This window comes from Pseudomonas sp. 273 (assembly GCF_029201425.1).
In the GTDB taxonomy this organism is placed as follows: Bacteria; Pseudomonadota; Gammaproteobacteria; order Pseudomonadales; family Pseudomonadaceae; genus Pseudomonas; species Pseudomonas delhiensis.
In genome coordinates this window covers 5,194,767-5,211,192 of sequence record NZ_CP116775.1, presented here as the reverse complement: position 1 = coordinate 5,211,192, position 16,426 = coordinate 5,194,767, and the positions used below count along the sequence as shown (strand labels likewise).

17 protein-coding genes and 2 pseudogenes are annotated in these 16,426 nt (G+C 66.9%); 6 read left to right on the top strand and 13 right to left on the bottom strand.

Going from position 1 to position 16,426, the window contains the following annotated elements:
* Window positions 1-5: 5 nt before the first annotated feature.
* A complete protein-coding gene (locus tag PKO50_RS23720) occupies window positions 6-464 on the top strand; it encodes a sn-glycerol-3-phosphate transporter (RefSeq protein ID WP_275627388.1) in 459 nt (152 codons plus the stop codon).
* A 13-nt stretch (window positions 465-477) separates the two neighbouring features.
* Here the strand turns inward: PKO50_RS23720 and PKO50_RS23715 are convergent, their stop codons facing one another.
* Window positions 478-1,800 carry an aminotransferase class III-fold pyridoxal phosphate-dependent enzyme gene (locus tag PKO50_RS23715; protein ID WP_275627387.1) on the bottom strand — a complete coding sequence of 441 codons (1,323 nt, stop codon included), beginning with the start codon at window positions 1,798-1,800 and terminating at the stop codon, window positions 478-480.
* Entirely contained in the window at window positions 1,797-2,861 is a 1,065-nt protein-coding gene (locus PKO50_RS23710; protein WP_275627386.1) for a phosphotransferase, read from the bottom strand. Before PKO50_RS23710 ends, PKO50_RS23715 begins: the two co-directional genes overlap by 4 nt.
* Before the next feature lie 146 nt (window positions 2,862-3,007).
* Here PKO50_RS23710 and PKO50_RS23705 point away from each other — a divergent pair, with 146 nt between their 5' ends.
* Window positions 3,008-3,742 carry an SDR family oxidoreductase gene (locus PKO50_RS23705; RefSeq protein ID WP_089394399.1) on the top strand — a complete coding sequence of 245 codons (735 nt, stop codon included), beginning with the start codon at window positions 3,008-3,010 and terminating at the stop codon, window positions 3,740-3,742.
* Between the two features lie 62 nt (window positions 3,743-3,804).
* Window positions 3,805-4,500, top strand: a complete 696-nt coding sequence (locus tag PKO50_RS23700) for a GntR family transcriptional regulator (protein ID WP_275627385.1) — start codon at window positions 3,805-3,807, stop codon at window positions 4,498-4,500.
* Between the two features lie 67 nt (window positions 4,501-4,567).
* Here PKO50_RS23700 and PKO50_RS23695 read toward each other — a convergent pair whose 3' ends face one another.
* The 7 genes from PKO50_RS23695 to PKO50_RS23665 all read right to left on the bottom strand — a co-directional run bounded on the left by PKO50_RS23695 (window position 4,568) and on the right by PKO50_RS23665 (window position 10,523).
* Window positions 4,568-4,954, bottom strand: coding sequence for a type II toxin-antitoxin system VapC family toxin (locus tag PKO50_RS23695; protein WP_109936521.1), 387 nt, complete (start codon window positions 4,952-4,954; stop codon window positions 4,568-4,570).
* The gene (locus PKO50_RS23690; RefSeq protein WP_256595979.1) at window positions 4,951-5,373 is read right to left on the bottom strand and encodes a type II toxin-antitoxin system prevent-host-death family antitoxin; all 423 of its coding nucleotides are present in this window, start codon (window positions 5,371-5,373) and stop codon (window positions 4,951-4,953) included. The genes PKO50_RS23695 and PKO50_RS23690 overlap by 4 nt, the downstream gene beginning before the upstream one ends.
* 273 nt (window positions 5,374-5,646) lie before the next feature.
* Window positions 5,647-6,348: an ATP-binding cassette domain-containing protein gene (locus PKO50_RS23685; RefSeq protein WP_109936523.1), complete on the bottom strand. Its 702-nt coding sequence runs from the start codon at window positions 6,346-6,348 to the stop codon at window positions 5,647-5,649.
* 3 nt (window positions 6,349-6,351) lie between these two features.
* Window positions 6,352-7,119 (bottom strand): high-affinity branched-chain amino acid ABC transporter ATP-binding protein LivG, encoded by a 768-nt coding sequence (livG, locus tag PKO50_RS23680; RefSeq protein WP_109936524.1) that lies wholly within the window; start codon window positions 7,117-7,119, stop codon window positions 6,352-6,354.
* Window positions 7,116-8,369: a high-affinity branched-chain amino acid ABC transporter permease LivM gene (locus PKO50_RS23675; protein WP_109936525.1), complete on the bottom strand. Its 1,254-nt coding sequence runs from the start codon at window positions 8,367-8,369 to the stop codon at window positions 7,116-7,118. The genes livG and PKO50_RS23675 overlap by 4 nt, the downstream gene beginning before the upstream one ends.
* Window positions 8,366-9,283, bottom strand: a complete 918-nt coding sequence (gene livH / locus PKO50_RS23670) for a high-affinity branched-chain amino acid ABC transporter permease LivH (RefSeq protein ID WP_109936526.1) — start codon at window positions 9,281-9,283, stop codon at window positions 8,366-8,368. Before livH ends, PKO50_RS23675 begins: the two co-directional genes overlap by 4 nt.
* A 118-nt stretch (window positions 9,284-9,401) precedes the next feature.
* Window positions 9,402-10,523: a branched-chain amino acid ABC transporter substrate-binding protein gene (locus PKO50_RS23665; protein ID WP_109936527.1), complete on the bottom strand. Its 1,122-nt coding sequence runs from the start codon at window positions 10,521-10,523 to the stop codon at window positions 9,402-9,404.
* A 305-nt stretch (window positions 10,524-10,828) separates the two neighbouring features.
* Here PKO50_RS23665 and PKO50_RS23660 point away from each other — a divergent pair, with 305 nt between their 5' ends.
* The 3 genes from PKO50_RS23660 to PKO50_RS23650 all read left to right on the top strand — a co-directional run bounded on the left by PKO50_RS23660 (window position 10,829) and on the right by PKO50_RS23650 (window position 12,361).
* Window positions 10,829-11,146 carry a DUF2288 domain-containing protein gene (locus PKO50_RS23660; protein ID WP_275627384.1) on the top strand — a complete coding sequence of 106 codons (318 nt, stop codon included), beginning with the start codon at window positions 10,829-10,831 and terminating at the stop codon, window positions 11,144-11,146.
* Window positions 11,147-11,211: 65 nt separating this feature from the next.
* On the top strand, window positions 11,212-11,577 hold the full coding sequence (locus PKO50_RS23655; protein WP_109936529.1) for a DUF5064 family protein: 366 nt from the start codon (window positions 11,212-11,214) through the stop codon (window positions 11,575-11,577).
* A 307-nt stretch (window positions 11,578-11,884) separates the two neighbouring features.
* Window positions 11,885-12,361, top strand: a complete 477-nt coding sequence (locus PKO50_RS23650; protein ID WP_275627383.1) for a DUF2778 domain-containing protein — start codon at window positions 11,885-11,887, stop codon at window positions 12,359-12,361.
* A gap of 677 nt (window positions 12,362-13,038) precedes the next feature.
* Here PKO50_RS23650 and phnE read toward each other — a convergent pair.
* From phnE to PKO50_RS23630, 4 genes and pseudogenes are all read right to left on the bottom strand, one after another.
* Entirely contained in the window at window positions 13,039-13,821 is a 783-nt protein-coding gene (gene phnE / locus PKO50_RS23645) for a phosphonate ABC transporter, permease protein PhnE (protein ID WP_275627382.1), read from the bottom strand.
* Window positions 13,818-14,638, bottom strand: a pseudogene (locus tag PKO50_RS23640) (ABC transporter permease). The gene phnE and the pseudogene PKO50_RS23640 overlap by 4 nt, the downstream one beginning before the upstream one ends.
* On the bottom strand, window positions 14,632-15,435 hold the full coding sequence (locus PKO50_RS23635; RefSeq protein ID WP_275627381.1) for a phosphonate ABC transporter ATP-binding protein: 804 nt from the start codon (window positions 15,433-15,435) through the stop codon (window positions 14,632-14,634). Before PKO50_RS23635 ends, PKO50_RS23640 begins: the two are co-directional and overlap by 7 nt.
* Window positions 15,432-16,288, bottom strand: a pseudogene (locus PKO50_RS23630) (putative selenate ABC transporter substrate-binding protein). The gene PKO50_RS23635 and the pseudogene PKO50_RS23630 overlap by 4 nt, the downstream one beginning before the upstream one ends.
* Window positions 16,289-16,426 lie beyond the last annotated feature (138 nt).

Below are 16,426 nucleotides of genomic sequence, written 5' to 3'. Positions count from 1 at the left end.
TAGTCATGAGGAAGCCGATCATCGCGCTCGTCGCGCTGCTGCTGGCGCCCCTCGCCTGGGCGGGCGAGGGTGACTCCTGGTACCTGCAGACCAGCGTCATCACCCGGCACTGGAACCACGACCCGGAACACAACAACCACCAGAACCTGGTCGGCCTGGAGCGCAACCGCGCCGACGGCTGGGTGTGGGGCGGGGCGACCTTCCGCAACTCGTTCCGCCAGCGCTCCAACTATGCATACGCCGGCAAGCGCTTCGACCTGGACGACTCGCCGTTCTACTTCAAGGTCACCGGCGGCGCGCTGCAGGGCTACCACGGCGAGTACCGCGACAAGATCCCGCTGAACCGCTACGGCGTGGCGCCGGCCGTCATTCCCTCGGTCGGCGCGCAGGTCGGCCGCTTCGCCAGCGAGTTCGTGATGCTGGGCAACTCGGCCGGGATGATCAACGTCGGGGTGCACCTGTAGCGGTGCGCCCCGCTCAGCCGGTGACCTCGCCCAGGGCCGCGTCCAGCGTCTCGATCAGCAGGTCGGCGTGCTCCTGCTGGAAGGCCAGCAGCGGGCGGATCTTGAGGATGTTCTCCTGCGGGCCGGCGGCGCTGATCAGCACGCCGCGCTCGCGCATGGCGTTGACCACCCGGCGCGTCTGGGCGGCGGCCGGGGCCTTGGTTGCGCGGTCGGCGACCAGCTCGACGCCGAGGAACAGGCCGGCGCCGCGCACGTCGCCGATCAGCTCGTGGCGCTGGGCCAGGCGCTGGAAGCCTTCGCGCAGGTAGCTGCCGAGCCGTTCCGAGCGTTGCTGCAGGCCTTCGTCGCGGATCACGTCGAGCACTGCCTGGCCGGCGGCGCAGCTCACCGGGTTGCCGCCGAAGGTGTTGAAGTAGCGCACGCTGCGGCCGAAGCTCTCCAGCACCTGCGGGCGCGCCACCACGCCGGCGATGGGCTGGCCGTTGCCCATGGGCTTGCCCAGGGTGACCAGGTCCGGCTGCACGCCATGGCGCTGGAAGCCCCACATGTGCTCGCCGGTGCGGGCGAAGCCGGATTGCACTTCGTCGGCGATGTACAGCAGGCCCTCGGCGCGGGCCACGGCCACGGCTTCGGCGAGGAGGCCCGCGGGGCCGGCGAACACGCCGTCGCTGGCGAAGATGCCGTCCACCAGCAGCGCGGCGGGCTTGATGCCGTGGGCGCGCAGGTCGGCGATGGCGGCGCGCACGTCCTCGGCGAGCAGGCGGGCGATGTTCTCCGCGCCCAGGCGGTAGGCGTCCGGTGCGCGCACGGTGCGCGCATGGGCGGGCAGGGTGATGCCGCTGCCCAGCGCCGGCGAGAGTTCGGAGATGTCACCGGTGACGCCGTGGTAGGCGAAGCGGGTGACGATCACCCCGCTGCCGCCGGTGTGGTGGCGGGCGATGCGCAGGGCCAGGTCGTTGGCCTCGCTGCCGGTGCAGGTGAACATCACCTGGGACAGGTCGGCGGGGAAGGTGCCGAGCAGGTCCTCGGCGTAGTCGAGGATGCCTTCCTGCAGGTAGCGGGTGTGGGTGTTCAGCACCGCCGCCTGGCGGGCGACGGCCTCGACCACCCGCGGGTGGCAATGGCCGACCGAGGCGACGTTGTTGTAGGCGTCCAGGTACTGCCGGCCCTGCTCGTCATAGAGCCACACATCCTCGCCGCGCACAGTGTGCAGCGGGCGTTCGTAGAACAGCCGGTAGGCCGGGCCGAGCAGGCGCTCGCGGCGCTCGATCAGGCTGCGTTCCTTGTCGCTCAGGCGCTCGGCGTCGGCCGGGCTGTAGCCGTTGGTCATGGTCATGCGGGGGACTCCTCGTGGCAGGCGCGGGCGATGCGCTCGCGCGCCTCGGATCGGGACAGCCCGGCCAGGCCCTGCAGGCTGGCGCGGGCCTGGCGGGCGTTGCGCAGGATGTAGTCGCGGTTCTCCGGGTGCAGGCTGGCGCGCCAGGCGGTGATGCCCAGGGTGAGCACCAGGCGGGTGGCCATGAGGTCGCAGAGGATGTCCAGCTCGGCTTCCTGCAGCGGGTTGCGGGCGTGGTAGGCGGCGATGAATTCCAGGGCCGGGGCGAGCACGTCGCCCTCGCTGCCCAACTGGTAGGCGGCGGCCACGCCGAGGTCGTTGACCAGCGGGGCGTGGACCATGTCGCCGAAGTCGAGGATGTTGCACAGCCGCTCGGGGTGCGCGGCGTCGACTATCACGTTGTGCGGGTTGAGGTCGTTGTGGATCACCTGGGCACGCAGTGTCGGCAGGCGCGGCAGGGCGTGTTCCTCGAAGTTGTCCAGGGCGCGCTCGACCAGCTCGCGCAGGCTGGCTTCCTCGATGTGGCGCAGCAGCGGGCGCAGGCGCTGGGCGTGCTGCAGGTCCCAGAGCAACTCGTGGCCGGAGGCAGGGTGCTTGTAGCCGTGCAGGGCCAGGTCCAGGCGCGCCAGGGCTTCGCCCAGGTTGCGCCGCAGGGCCGGCGAGCGCTGCGGGACGCGGTGCAGCGGCAGGCCTTCGACGAAGGACATCAACCGCGCCAGCATGCGCTGGCCGTCCACTTCCACCCAGGTCTGGTACTGGCCGTCGAGGGCCGGGTAGACGCGCTGCACCGGCAGGTTCGGGTCGGCCTGCTGCACCCGCAGCAGGGCGCGGTTCTGGAAGTCCACCACCTGCGGGTCCTCCAGCGGGTGGGACAGCTTGAGCAGGCGGCTGGCGCTGTCGTGGGCGCCGACCTGGAAGTTCAGGTCGCGCTCGCCGGCCAGGCGTTGCAGCGGGCCCTGCAGGCCGAAGAGGTCGCGGGCGATGGCCGCGGCCTGTTCCGCGGTGACCTGGGCGGGCGCGGCTTCCAGCAGGGGATCGTGGGCGAGGGCGGTCAGCGGCATGCGCTTGGACTCCGGTTCTTGTCGTTCTGGGTTGTGCTGGCGGCCATTAGATCACAAATAAAATATGATGCATCATATTTTCAATGCACATCGTTTGAGCCATGATTCAGCCTACTCCCTCGAGCCCGAAACGGACGGATACCTGCATGAGCGAACCCAGGACCCTGCTGCTCACCGGCGCCAGCCGCGGCATCGGCCACGCCACCGTGAAGCACTTCAATGCCGCCGGCTGGCGGGTGTTCACCGCTTCGCGCCAGGACTGGGTGGCCGAATGCCCCTGGGCCGAGGGGCTGCTCAACCACATCCACCTGGACCTGGAGGACATCGCCAGCGTCGAGGCCACGCTGCCGGCGATCCGCGAGAAGCTCGGCGGGCGCCTGGACGCCCTGGTGAACAACGCCGGCATCTCGCCCAAGGGCCCGGAGGGGCAGCGCATGGGCGTGCTGGAAAGCGACTACGGCACCTGGCTGAAGGTGTTCAACGTCAACCTGTTCTCCACCGCGCTGCTGGCCCGCGGGCTGTTCGAGGAACTGAAGGCGGCCCAGGGCAGCATCATCAACGTCACTTCCATCGCCGGCTCCCGGGTGCACCCTTTCGCCGGCGTGGCCTATGCCTCGTCCAAGGCGGCGCTGGCGGCGCTGACCCGCGAGATGGCCTACGACTTCGGCCGCCATGGCGTGCGGGTGAACGCCATCGCGCCGGGGGAGATCGATACCTCGATCCTGTCCTCGGGCACCGAACTGATCGTCGAGCGCGACATTCCCATGCACCGCCTGGGCAAGCCGGAGGAGGTGGCCTCGCTGATCCACTTCCTCTGCACCCAGGGGGCGTCCTACGTGAACGGCGCGGAGATCCACGTCAACGGCGGCCAGCACGTCTGAGCGGGTGGCTGGCAATTCGCCGGCCAGCACCGCATCATCGCGCCCGGACCCACGAGGAAGCCATGAACTATCCCATCGACGGCCTCAACCATGCCTACCTGGGCAGCGGCGTCTACGCGTTGCTGCGCGAGGCACTGATCACCGGGCGCTTCCAGCCCGACGACCGCCTGCGCATCCGCGACCTGGCGCAGCAACTGGGCACCAGCGTGACGCCGGTGCGCGACGCCATCCTGCAACTGGCCAAGGAGCAGGCGCTGGTGCTCCGCACGCCGCGGGACATCCGCGTGCCGGTGCTGAGCCGCGAGCAGTACCTGGAAATCCGCAGCATCCGCCTGGCCCTGGAGGGCCTGGCCGCCGAGACCGCGGCCGGTCGCGTCACGCCCGAGCAACTGGCGATGCTGGAGAAGAACATCCGCGACAACCTCGCGGCCATCCATGCCGACGACCTGGTGGCAGCGCTCAAGCTCAACCAGGCCTTCCACTTCGCCCTCGCCGAGATCGCCGGCATGCCGCTGCTCAAGGGCTTCCTCGACAGCCTGTGGATGCGCACCGGGCCGCTGATCGCGCGGACCTACGGCAGCTTCAACGAGCGCATGGCGGTGGAGCACCACTGGGAAGTGCTGCATGCCCTGCGCAAGGGCGATGGCGCCGCGGCCCGCGCGGCCATCTGTGCCGACCTCACCGATGGCAGCCAGAAGATGCTGGAGTTTCTTGCCCAGCGGGAAGGGGACGAGGCGCGGGCGAGCCAGGTTTCCTGAGCAAAGAAAAACGACCCCCGAAGGGGTCGCTCGAGGCGTTGAAGAAAGCAGTGGGTTCTTCTTGCTGTCAGACCTTTCGAACCGGGCCGGGATACTGCGCAACCAGGGCATCGGATGTCAGCAGGGTGATGCCTTCGACCATGGCCTGGGCGACCAGGATGCGGTCGAACGGGTCCTTGTGGATCGACGGCAGGCTGTCGGTTTCCACTGCATGCCCGCTGCCAATGGGCAGTTCGCCATAGCCGTTGTCCAGCAGGCCCCTGCGCAGGAGCCGTGGGTCCACCTGGAAGTCATTGCGGCCCAGGCCCCGTTTTATGGCTATTTCCCACAGGCTGGCCGGGCTGAAGAACAGTTCGTTCTCCGGCGCCTCGATCAAGGCGCGGGTTTCCCCCGACAGGCGCTCCGGCTCGCTGGCTGCCCACAGCAGCAGATGGGTATCCAGCAGCAGTTTCATGCGTCGTTGCCGAAAAGCTGCTCGATTTCAGCCTGGCCCATGCGCTCGAAATCGTCCGGGACGCTGAATTGGCCGGCCATGAAGCCCAGTCGCTTCGATTGACCCGCGTCCGGCGCGTCCAGCGGAACGACCTTGACCATGGGCTTGCCTGCCTTGGCTATCACGAAGGATTCGCCTTTGGCGGCCTGCTCTACGAGCCGGGACAGATGGGTCTTGGCTTCGTGGATGTTGACGGTTTGCATGGCGGGGCTCGATGGACTAAGTTCGGTTAGTCTAGTCCAGTGCGAGTTACGCCACAAGTCGGTGTTGAGACTCGCCGCATCGAAACCGTTGCCCCTGCTCGCCCCCGCGTGGGTGAGCAGGCGGGGGCGGCCTGCGGCCAGGCTGCGGTCGTTCTGCAATACGGTGCCTCTTTCCATGTTTGGCCTCCTTGAGTGGGAGGTTCCAGGCTAGGAAGAATGCGGGCCGCTGGATGTAGGAGCGAGCTTGCTCGCGAACGGTGTTTTCCGGCAATTGCGGAGCCTTGGGCTGACGCCATTTCTGTCCCCTGCGCGGTTGTCGAAACAGGGGAGGGACTGCAAAGCCAGGTTTCCTCATGATGGATTTCCGGTCCGCGGGCAAGCTCGCTGTTGCCAGGCCGGCGCGCAAAGAAAAACGGCCCCGAAGGGCCGTTTTGCATTACCGCCAGGGGCTCAACCGCCCAGGTAGGCGTCGCGTACCTTGGGGTTGACCAGCAGGTTGGCGCCGGTGTCCTGCATCACGATCCGGCCGTTCTCCAGCACGTAGCCGCGGTCGGCGAGCCGTAGCGCCTGGTTGGCGTTCTGCTCGACGAGGAAGACTGTCACGCCTTCGCTGCGCAGCTGTTCGATGATGTCGAAGATCTGCTGGATGATGATCGGCGCCAGGCCCAGGGACGGCTCGTCGAGCAGCAGCAGCTTGGGCTTGCTCATCAGCGCGCGGCCGATGGCGAGCATCTGCTGCTCGCCGCCGGACATGGTGCCGCCGCGCTGGCTGAAGCGCTCCTTCAGGCGCGGGAACAGCCCCAGGACGCGCTCCATCTGCTCCTGGTAGTCGCCCTTGCTGGTGAAGAAGCCGCCCATGGCCAGGTTTTCCTCGACGGTCAGGCGGGCGAACACCCGGCGGCCTTCGGGGACCACCGCGATGCTCTTGCGCATGATGTGCGAGGATTCCTGGCCGACCAGTTCCTCGCCGAGGTACTTGATGCTGCCGGAGGCCGCCCGCGGCGAGCCGCAGAGGGTCATCAGCAGGGTCGACTTGCCGGCGCCGTTGGCGCCGATCAGGGTGACGATCTCGCCCTGCTGCACCTCCAGGCTGACCTCGTGCAGGGCCTGGATCTTGCCGTAGAAGGTGGAGACCTTGTCGAACTTCAGCATGGCTCAGGCCTCCCCCAGATAGGCTTTGATCACGTCCGGGTTGTCGCGGATCTGCTCCGGGGTACCGTCGGCCAGGGGCGTGCCCTGGTTGATCACGTAGATGTGGTCGGAAATGCTCATCACCAGCTTCATGTCGTGCTCGATCAGCAGCACGGTCACGCCGTGCTCGGCGCGCAGCATGGCGATCAGCGCCTTGAGGTCCTCGGTCTCGCGCGGGTTGAGGCCAGCCGCTGGCTCGTCGAGCATCAGCAGTTGCGGGCGCGTCATCATGCAGCGGGCGATTTCCAGGCGGCGCTGCTGGCCGTAGGCCAGGGTGCCGGCCGGGCGGTTGGCCACGTCCTTCAGGTTGACCACTTCCAGCCAGTGCGCCGCATAGTCCAGCGCCTCGGCCTCGGCACGGCGGAACGCCGGGGTCTTCAGCAGGCCGGCGAAGAAGTTGGTGTTGATGTGCCGGTGCTGGGCGACCAGCAGGTTCTCCACCGCGGTCATTTCCTTGAACAGGCGGACGTTCTGGAAGGTCCGCACCACGCCGCGGTGGGCGATCTTGTGCCCCGGCAGGCCCTGGATGGGCTCGCCGCGCAGCAGGATCTGGCCACCGGTGGGCTGGTAGAAGCCGGTCAGGCAGTTGAACACGGTGGTCTTGCCGGCGCCGTTGGGGCCGATCATCGAGACCACCTGCTTTTCCTCGACCTTGAGCGCGACGCCGTTGACGGCCAGCAGGCCACCGAAGCGCATGGTCAGGCCGGATACTTCAAGAATCGGTCGACTCATTTACGCAACTCCAGGTGCGGGCGCTGCATCGGCAGCAGGCCCTGCGGACGCCAGATCATCATCAGCACCATGATGGCGCCGAACATCAACATGCGGTATTCGCTGAACTCGCGCATCAGCTCGGGCAGCAGGATCATCACCACGGCGGCGAGGATCACGCCCAGCTGCGAGCCCATGCCGCCGAGGACGACGATGGCGAGGATGGTCGCCGACTCGATGAAGGTGAACGACTCCGGGGTCACCAGGCCCTGGCGCGCGGCGAAGAAGCTGCCGGCGAAACCGGCGAAGCAGGCGCCCAGGGTGAAGGCCGAGAGCTTGATCATGGTCGGGTTCAGGCCCAGCGCGCGGCAGGCGATCTCGTCTTCGCGCAGCGCTTCCCAGGCACGGCCCAGGGGCATGCGCAGCAGGCGGTTGATGACGAACAGCACCAGCAGCACCAGCAGCAGCGCCACCAGGTAGAGGAACACGACCTTGTAGTTCGAGTTGTAGGCGATGCCGAAGAACTCGTGGAAGGTCTGCATGCCCTCGGGGGCGCGGCGCTCGAAGGTCAGCCCGAGCAGGGAGGGCTTCTCGATGCCGCTGATGCCGTTGGGGCCGCCGGTGAGGTCGGTGAAGTTGCGCAGCAGCACGCGGATGATCTCGCCGAAGCCCAGGGTCACGATCGCCAGGTAGTCGCCGCGCAGGCGCAGCACCGGGAAACCGAGCAGGAAGCCGAACAGCGCGGCCATCGCCCCGGCGATCGGCAGGCAGGTCCAGAAGCCCAGGCCGTAGTAGTGGGAGAGCAAGGCATAGCTGTAGGCGCCCACGGCGTAGAAGCCGACGTAGCCCAGGTCCAGCAGGCCGGCCAGGCCCACCACGATGTTCAGGCCCAGGCCCAGCAGCACGTAGATCAGCACCAGGGTGGCGATGTCCACCGCGCCGCGCGAGCCCCAGAAGGGCCAGACCAGGGCGACCAGGATCATCAGGACGATCACCTGGCGTTGTACCGAGGGCCGCGTCAGGGAGCGATACAGGAAGTTGTTCTCGCCCAGGTGCAGGGTACGGCCGCGGCTGAGGCTGAAGCGGTCGCGCACCAGTTGCCAGACGAACATGCCCACGGCGCACGCGGCGATGGTCCACAGGGTGGCCGGGCTGACGCCTTCCAGCTGCAGGCCGATGCCGATGACGCTGAGTTTCACCCCGAGGATCGGGTAGGCCACCGCCAGTACCAGCAGGGCGCTGAAGAAGGCCGTCTTGAGTCGTTTGTTCATACCTTCTCCACCTCCGGACGACCGAGCAGACCGGTGGGGCGGAACAGCAGCACCAGGACCAGCAGGCTGAAGGCCACCACGTCCTTGTACTGGTTGCCGAACACGTCGGCGCCGAAGGCTTCGGCCACGCCCAGCACCAGGCCGCCGAGCATGGCGCCGGGGATGCTGCCGATGCCGCCGAGCACCGCGGCGGTGAAGGCCTTGATACCGGCGAGGAAGCCGATGTTCGGGTTGATCACGCCGTACTGCAGGCCCAGCAGCACCGCGGCCACGGCGGCCAGGGTGGCGCCGATGACGAAGGTCAGGGCGATGATGTTGTTGGTGTTGATCCCCAGCAGGTTGGCCATCTTGATGTCCTCGGCGCAGGCGCGGCAGGCGCGGCCCAGTCGGGAACGGGAGATGAACATGCTCAGGCCGTACATGGCCAGCAGGGTGACGATGAAGATCAGCACCTGCATGTACGAGATGGTCACGCCGGCGTCGCCGCCGAAGACGAAGTTGCCCGGCAGCAGGTTGGGGATGGCCTTGTCCTTGGAATCCTGGGCGAGCAGGACCTCGTTCTGCAGGAAGATCGACATGCCGATGGCGGAGATCAGCGGGATCAGCCGGTTGCTGCCGCGCAGCGGCCGGTAGGCGATCCGTTCGATGCTGTAGCCGTAGGCACTGGTGACGATGATGGCGGCGGCGAAGGTGCAGAAGATGACGATCGGCAGGCTGACGATCCCCATCATGGCCAGGCCGGTGATCACGATGAAGGCTACGTACGAGCCGATCATGTAGACCTCGCCATGGGCGAAGTTGATCATGCCGATGATGCCGTAGACCATGGTGTAGCCGATGGCGATCAGGGCATAGGTGCTGCCAACGGTCAGGCCGTTGATCAGCTGTTGCAGGTAGTGATAGAGCTCAGGCATCACCTAACTCCTCGGGCGTCGCGTGAAGCGGCGCTTGTGGCGCGACGGACCCCCGGAATACGCGGAATAAACAAAGCCCACTGCTGGTGCAGTGGGCTCTGGACTCAGGCGGCAGACCTTATTTGACTTCGGTCTTGGTGCCGTCCTTGTGCCACTGGTAGACCACGAAGTTGAAGTTCTTCAGGTCGCCCTTCTCGTCGAAGGCCAGGGCACCGGTGGGGGTGTCGAAGGTATTGGCGCGCAGGGCGGCGGCGACCTTGTCGGTGTCCTCGCTGCCGGCTTTCTTGATGCTGTCGGCGATGACCTGCACGGCGGCGTAGGCCGGGAACACGAACGGGCCGCTCGGGTCCTGGTTCTTGGCCTTGAAGGCGGCGACCAGGGCCTGGTTCTTCGGATCCTGGTCGAAGGATTTCGGCAGGGTCACGTAGAGGCCTTCGGAAGCCGGGCCGGCAATCGCGGAAATTTCCTTGTTGCCGACGCCTTCCGGACCCATGAAGCCGACCTTCAGGCCCTTCTCGGAGGTCTGGCGCAGCAGCAGGCCCAGCTCCGGGTGGTAGCCGCCGTAGTAGACGAAGTCGACGTTGGCCTGCTTGAGCTTGGCGATCAGCGAGGAGAAGTCCTTGTCGCCGGCGTTGATGCCTTCGAAGACGGCGACTTTCACGCCGGCGTTTTCCAGGGTCTTCTTGACCGCGGTGGCGATGCCTTCGCCGTACTGCTGCTTGTCGTGGATGACGGCGACGATCTTCGGCTTGACGTGCTCGGCGATGAACTTGCCGGCGGTCGGGCCCTGCATGTTGTCCAGGCCGATGGTGCGGAAGATCAGCTTGTAGCCGCGGCTGGTGATGTCCGGGCTGGTGGAGGCCGGGGAGATCATCAGGACGCCTTCGTCCTCGTAGATGTCCGATGCCGGTTGAGTGGAGCTGGAGCACAGGTGGCCGACGACGAACTTGACGCCATCGTTGACGATCTTGTTGGCGACCGCCACGGCCTGCTTCGGATCGCAGGCGTCATCGTAGACCACGCCTTCGAGCTGCTTGCCGTCGACGCCGCCGGCCTTGTTGATCTGCTCGATGGCCATCTTGGCGCCGACGAACTCCATCTCCCCGTACTGGGCGACCGCGCCGGTCACCGGACCGGCCAGGGCGATCTTGATGGTATCGGCGGCCATCGAATAGCTGGCGACGCCGGCCAGGGCCATGGCGGTCAACAGTTGGGAAAGACGTTGAGTACCCTTTTTCATAATGCTCCACTCATTCTTGTGTTTTCGTTCTTGTGGTTCGTGGCCGCGGTTCGCCGGGTTCTGCGCCCGGGGCGGAATCCGCCGGCAACTGTACCGGTACAGTGTAGAGTGCCGCTTCGCCGCTTGAAAAGCGGGTGGCGGCGGGGCGTTTCGACCCATGTCGCAAAGACGAAACAAACGTATAGAAAAACGGCGTTGTGCCAGTACCCCTCCTTTGGTCCATCCGCCCCCACGCGGCTCCCGGGAAACTTGCCTGGCGCCGGCCGGGCGGTATCATGGCGCCGCCTGATTTCCCGGTGAGTACCATGACTGAACAAACTAGCACCCTCTATGCCAAGCTGCTCGGCGAGACCGCGATGATTTCCTGGCAGGAGCTGCAGCCGTTCTTCGCCCGCGGCGCCCTGCTGCAGGTGGCCGAGGCCGTCGACCTGGTGGAGGCCGCGCAGGCCGTGGCCGAAGACGACCGCCAGAAAGTCGCCGCCTGGCTGGCCAACGGCGGCCTGGCCAGGGTCGACGAGGCTCGCGCCCGCGACTTCCTCGAGCGCGACCCGCAGTTGTGGGCAGTGGTGGTGGCGCCCTGGGTGCTGGTCCAGGAGCGTGCGGAAAAAAACCGCCTGCATTGATCCGGGGCCCCTTGCGTTACCCACAGGCGAGCTAGACTTGCGGGACCACTGCAAGGAGTTACGTCATGTTCGAGCCTGGTCACCTGCATCTCCACGCCCTGCCGGGCCTTGACCAGCAAGCGCTGGATATCAACCTGTACTACGAGATTCGCCACGACGCCGGGAAGGGCGCCTATGTCCACTTCACCATGGACGGCAGCATCGACGGCAATGCCTTCAAGGAAGAGTTCGACATGCCCAAGGACCAGGCCTTCAACTTCGCCAGCGACGCCACCCGCATCGCCCAGAAGCATGGCCTGCATCCGCGCTTCGGGCCCATCGTGCGCATCCACAAGGAATACGACGCGATGTTCGAGGACATCCGCGTCAAGCTGGGGACCCACCCGGGGGACCCGGTGGACCTGGACAAGGTGATCCATGGCGACGAGTGAGCCCTGATACGAAGAAGCCCGGCAGATGCCGGGCTTTTTCATGCGTGTGAAGCGGAGGTTTCTGTCTCAGGGACGAGAGAAACCCAGCAGCCTTGCATTATGGCCAGTGCCGGGCTTCTTCATTTCCGGACAGCGATGGCTACCCAAGTGACGATCGTTTCGCCTGAAGGAACAGCAGGCTCCTACATCCCTTGACGTATTCGGGCGATTCTTTCCTGAGGTCTGTACGACCAACCTAGGCATCACTCTTCCCACCGCCGCGGTTTTCCGGAAGTGGGAGCGGATGGATTGCTCAGGTGGTGCAGGCATGCCCGTTTATTGCTCGTTCGAGCTCAATGGCAAGTTCTTCAGTGATCTGGAGTGTGGTGGGGTGGGGCGATTTCCGGCCTTTTCCGGTGACGGCGCGACTCGCAACGACCCGAGATTCGTTTCCCGGGTGGACGAAGGCCCTCTGCCCAGGGGGCGCTACTACATATTCGATCGCCAGTCCGGTGGACGTCTCGGCTGGCTATACAACAAGGCAAGCCGTGTATTCGGCGTCGATCAGGAGCGCTGGTTTTCGCTCTACAGGGATGACGAGGTGATTGATGACTGGACGTTTGTCCGGCACATCCGTCGAGGCAATTTCAGATTGCATCCGATAGGCCCTGGCGCACTTAGCAAGGGGTGTGTGGTGTTGCAATACCAGGTTCAGTTCGATTGGCTATCGGCGGCTTTGAAATGTACTTTGCCGATGGTGCTTGCCGATGGAAGTCGTGCCTATGGCGTGCTGCAGGTAAGATGAAAAAGACAGCTCTCGTCCTTCTGTATATCGCTGCTACTGCAGGTCTCACTTATTTCTTCGCGCCCTTTGTGGGGGCATCCTGTATCGCCCGTTGCCCGTGAAGGCATTGGATTGGGCAAGCGGTGCGCTGGGCCTGCATGGGATGGAGAGCTTCGTGAACCTCCATGCCACCGTGGCCTTTGCCGTGTCTCTGCTATTGGCCATGTTCGCCATGCGATATGTGAGACGCATTGCCCATCTGCTGTATCTGCTCTGGAAATACCGCTCCCGCTGATGCGCCACTTCGATAGTTGGTGTGCCGGGGTCCTCCTACGAAGAGCACCTCGGCGCGAACAGAAAATAACGTAGAAGCAACTGTCTTCTGGGCTCCGTCGTTCGCGGGAGTGACTGGATCGAAATTCGCGTCTCCCATCTCGCCCCATTGTAGGAGCGGGCCCTGCCCGCGAATCGCGCGCAGGGCGCGCTCCTACAGGTGGGACAGCGGTGGCGGGGTAGGGTCTCATTCGCGAATCGCACCGATATTTCCGGCTATCGCGGAAAAGTTCGGTGGGAATGCCATGTCTCACAGCAACCTGTAGGAGCGGACTCCGTCCGCGATTGGACTCATTGGCGACGCCGGACTATACCGGCGTCAACCCAACGCCAATGCCACCGACAAACCCATTCACCGGCACGGCTCAGGCGCTGACCCACCGCTGCCGCGCCCAGGCGCTGAGGCTGTCGACGCCCAGCACCAGCACCAGCATGGCGAGGATCACCGTGGCTGCCTGGGCCTGCTGGAACAGGCTGAGGCTGAAGTAGAGCATCTGCCCCAGGCCGCCGGCGCCGACGAAGCCGAGCACGCTGGCCATGCGGATGTTGTTCTCCCAGCGGTAGAGGATGTAGGCCACCAGTTGTGGCCAGACCGCCGGCAGGGTGCCGTAGGCGAAGGCCGCGACCCGCCCGCTGCCGCCCAGGCGCAGGGCCTCGGCGGGTTCCGCCGGGGTGTTTTCCAGGGCCTCGGCGAACAGCCGGCCGAGCACGCCGCCGGTGTGCAGGGCCAGGGCCAGGGTGCCGGCGTTCGGGCCCAGGCCGGCGGCCAGCACCATCAGCGCGCCCCACACCAGTTCCGGCACCGCGCGCAGGGCGTTGAGGACGAAGCGCGCCAGGCTCTGCGCGGCGGCGCCGAAGCGGCCGGCGGCCGGCAGGGCGAAGAGCATGCCCAGCAGCGCCGCGAGCAGCGTGCCCAGGGCCGACATGGCGAGGGTTTCCAGGGCGCCGCGGCCCACCGCCCGCAGGTGCGTGGCGGACAGGTCCGGCGGGAAGAAGTCGCGGGCGTAGCCGAGCATCTGGTGCAGGCCTTCGCCGCTGAGCAGGCCTTCGCTGTCGATCTGCAGGTAGATGAAGGAGGCCGCCACCGCGACCAGGATCGCCAGGCTCCAGCCCAGGCTGCGCAGCAGGCCTGCGCGGGCGCGGTTCATTCCAGCCTCCGGCGCAGGAAGCGGCTGAGCTGGTCGGCGCCCAGCACCAGCAGCAGGAAGGTCAGCAGGATGCTGGCCACTTCGCCGCCGGCGAACATGCGCAGCGACAGGTCGACCTGCTGGCCGAGCCCGCCGGCGCCGACGAAGCCCATGACCACCGAGGCGCGGATCGCGCATTCCCAGCGGTACACGGTGTAGGAAATCATCTCGCTCGCCGCCTGGGGCAGCAGGCCGTAGGCGAAGGCGCCCAGGCGCGAGCCGCCGCCCAGCAGCAGGGCGCGGGTGGGGCGCGGGTCCACCGACTCGAAGATTTCCGCGTAGACCTTGCCGAGCATGCCGCCGTAGGTGATGGCGATGGCCATGACACCCGCCGTTGGGCCCAGGCCGACGGCGCGGACGAACAGCAGCGCCCAGACGATCTCCGGGATGCTGCGCAGCACGATCAGCAGCAGCCGCACCGGCCAGCGCAGGGCGCGCGCCCACCAGGCCGGCAGGCCGCCGCGGGCAGGGCGGACAGCGACAGCGCGCGGGTGGCCAGCAGGGCCGCGGGGAAGGCGATCAGCCAGGCCAGGGCCATGCCGGCGGTGGCGATGGCCAGGGTTTCCAGGGTGGCGCGGCCGAGGACGGCGAGGAACTCGGCGTCGTGGGCCGGCGGCCAGAAGCCGGCGAGGAAGCCGGCCATGGTGCGGGCGTTGTCGCCAGTGAACAGGCCGGGGATGTCCAGCTCGCTCAGGCGCACGCCGGGCCACAGCAGGGCCAGGGCCAGCAGGGTCAGCAGCAGCCGCGGCAGGGCGGCGGGGTCGCGGGGTTTCAGCATCGCGGGATCTGCACCACGTGCAGCGGCTCGACCGGCGCCGGGGCATCCACGCTCAACTGCTCGTTGGCGTAGAGCTGCCGCAGGTCGTCCGGGCTTACGCTGGCGGACGGCTTGTCGAAGGCGATGCGGCCATCGCGCAGGCCGACGATGCGCGGGAAGTGCGCCAGGGCCAGTTCCACCGCGTGCAGGCTGGCCAGCAGGGTCAGGCCGCGGGCGTCGGCTTCGTGGTTGAGCTGGGCGAGGGTGTGTCCGGCGAGCACCGGGTCCATGGCCGAGACCGGCTCGTCGGCCAGCAGCAGTTCCGGCTGCTGGTACAACGCGCGGGCGATGCCGATACGCTGCAGCTGGCCGCCGGAAAGCTGGTCGCAGCGCTGGAACAGCTTGTCGCCCAGGTCCAGGCGCTGCAGGGCGGCGAGGGCGCCGTCGATGTCCAGCGGGTAGACCAGGCTGGCCAGGCTCTTCCACAGCGGCCACTGGCCGAGGCGCCCGGCCAGTACGGCGTTGACCACCCGCTGCCGCGGTGGCAGTGGTGGCGCCTGGTGGATCAGGCCGATGCGCGCGCGCAGGCGCTGGCGGGCCCGGCTGCCCAGGCGCCAGGGCTGGCTGCCGAGCAGTTCGATCTCGCCGTGGCTGGGTTTCAGGGCGGTGGCCAGCACGCGCAGCAGGGTGGTCTTGCCGGCGCCCGAGGGGCCGATGATCGCCACCCGCTCGCCGGCCTCGACACGCAGGTCGATGCCGGCGAGGGCGCGCTGGCCATTGGCGTGGAGGTGCTCCACGCCGGTCAGGCGCAGGCTCACTTCAACAGGCCGGCGGCGCGGGCCGACTCCTCGATGCCCTTGTAGTTCTCGGGCTTGGTCTCGATGAAGCGGCTGGCCGCCTGCAGGTCGAGGATGGCCTTGTCGCGCGGCTTGCTCGGATCCAGGTCGAGGAAGGCCTGCTTGATCTTCTTGGCCAGGGCCGGGTCGAGATTGCCGCGCACGGTCCAGTTGTAGTCGTAGTAGGTCGGGGTGGTGGCGAAGACCTTCACCTTGTCGGTGTCGACCTTGCCGGCGTCCACCAGCTTCTGCCAGACCGAGGCGTTGAGCACGCCGGCGTCCACCTTGCCGGCCTGGACCCAGGCCACGGTGGCGTCGTGGGCGCCGGAGTAGGCCACGCGGGAGAAGAACTGCTCGGGCACTATGCCGTCCTTCTGCATGAAGTAGCGCGGCATCAGGCTGCCGGAGGTGGAAGACACCGAGCCGAAGGCGAAGGTCCTGCCCTTGAGGTCCTGCAGCGACTTCACGCTGGCGTCGGCGGTGATGAATTTGCTGGTGAACTGCTGGTCCTGCTCGCGCTGCACCAACGGGATGGCGTTGCCGGTCTTCAGGCGCGCCTGGACGAAGGTGAAGCCGCCCAGCCAGGCCATGTCCAGGCGGTCGGCGGCCAGCGCCTCGACCACCCCGGCGTAGTCGGACACCGGGATGAACTTCACCGGCATGCCCAGGCGTTCCTGCAGGTATTCGCCCAGCGGCTTGAACTTGCGCAGCAGCTCGGTGGGGCTTCGTCGGGGATTGCCGAGACCTTCAGTTCCTTGAGGGTGTCGGCCTGGGTGAGGCTGGCGGAAAGGGACAGCGCAAAGCAGGCGGCGAGCGCCAGGGTGCGTTTCAGCATGGGAGCAGTCTCCGGTTCAATAGCGGAAAAAGCCTGGGAAGTATAGTGGCGGTCTGCCGGTGCGCGTGGAAATGACCACGGCGGCGGGCTCGCAGGCTCGGCGAAGGCGCTGGTGGGCGGTAAGATGGCCGCCCCCGT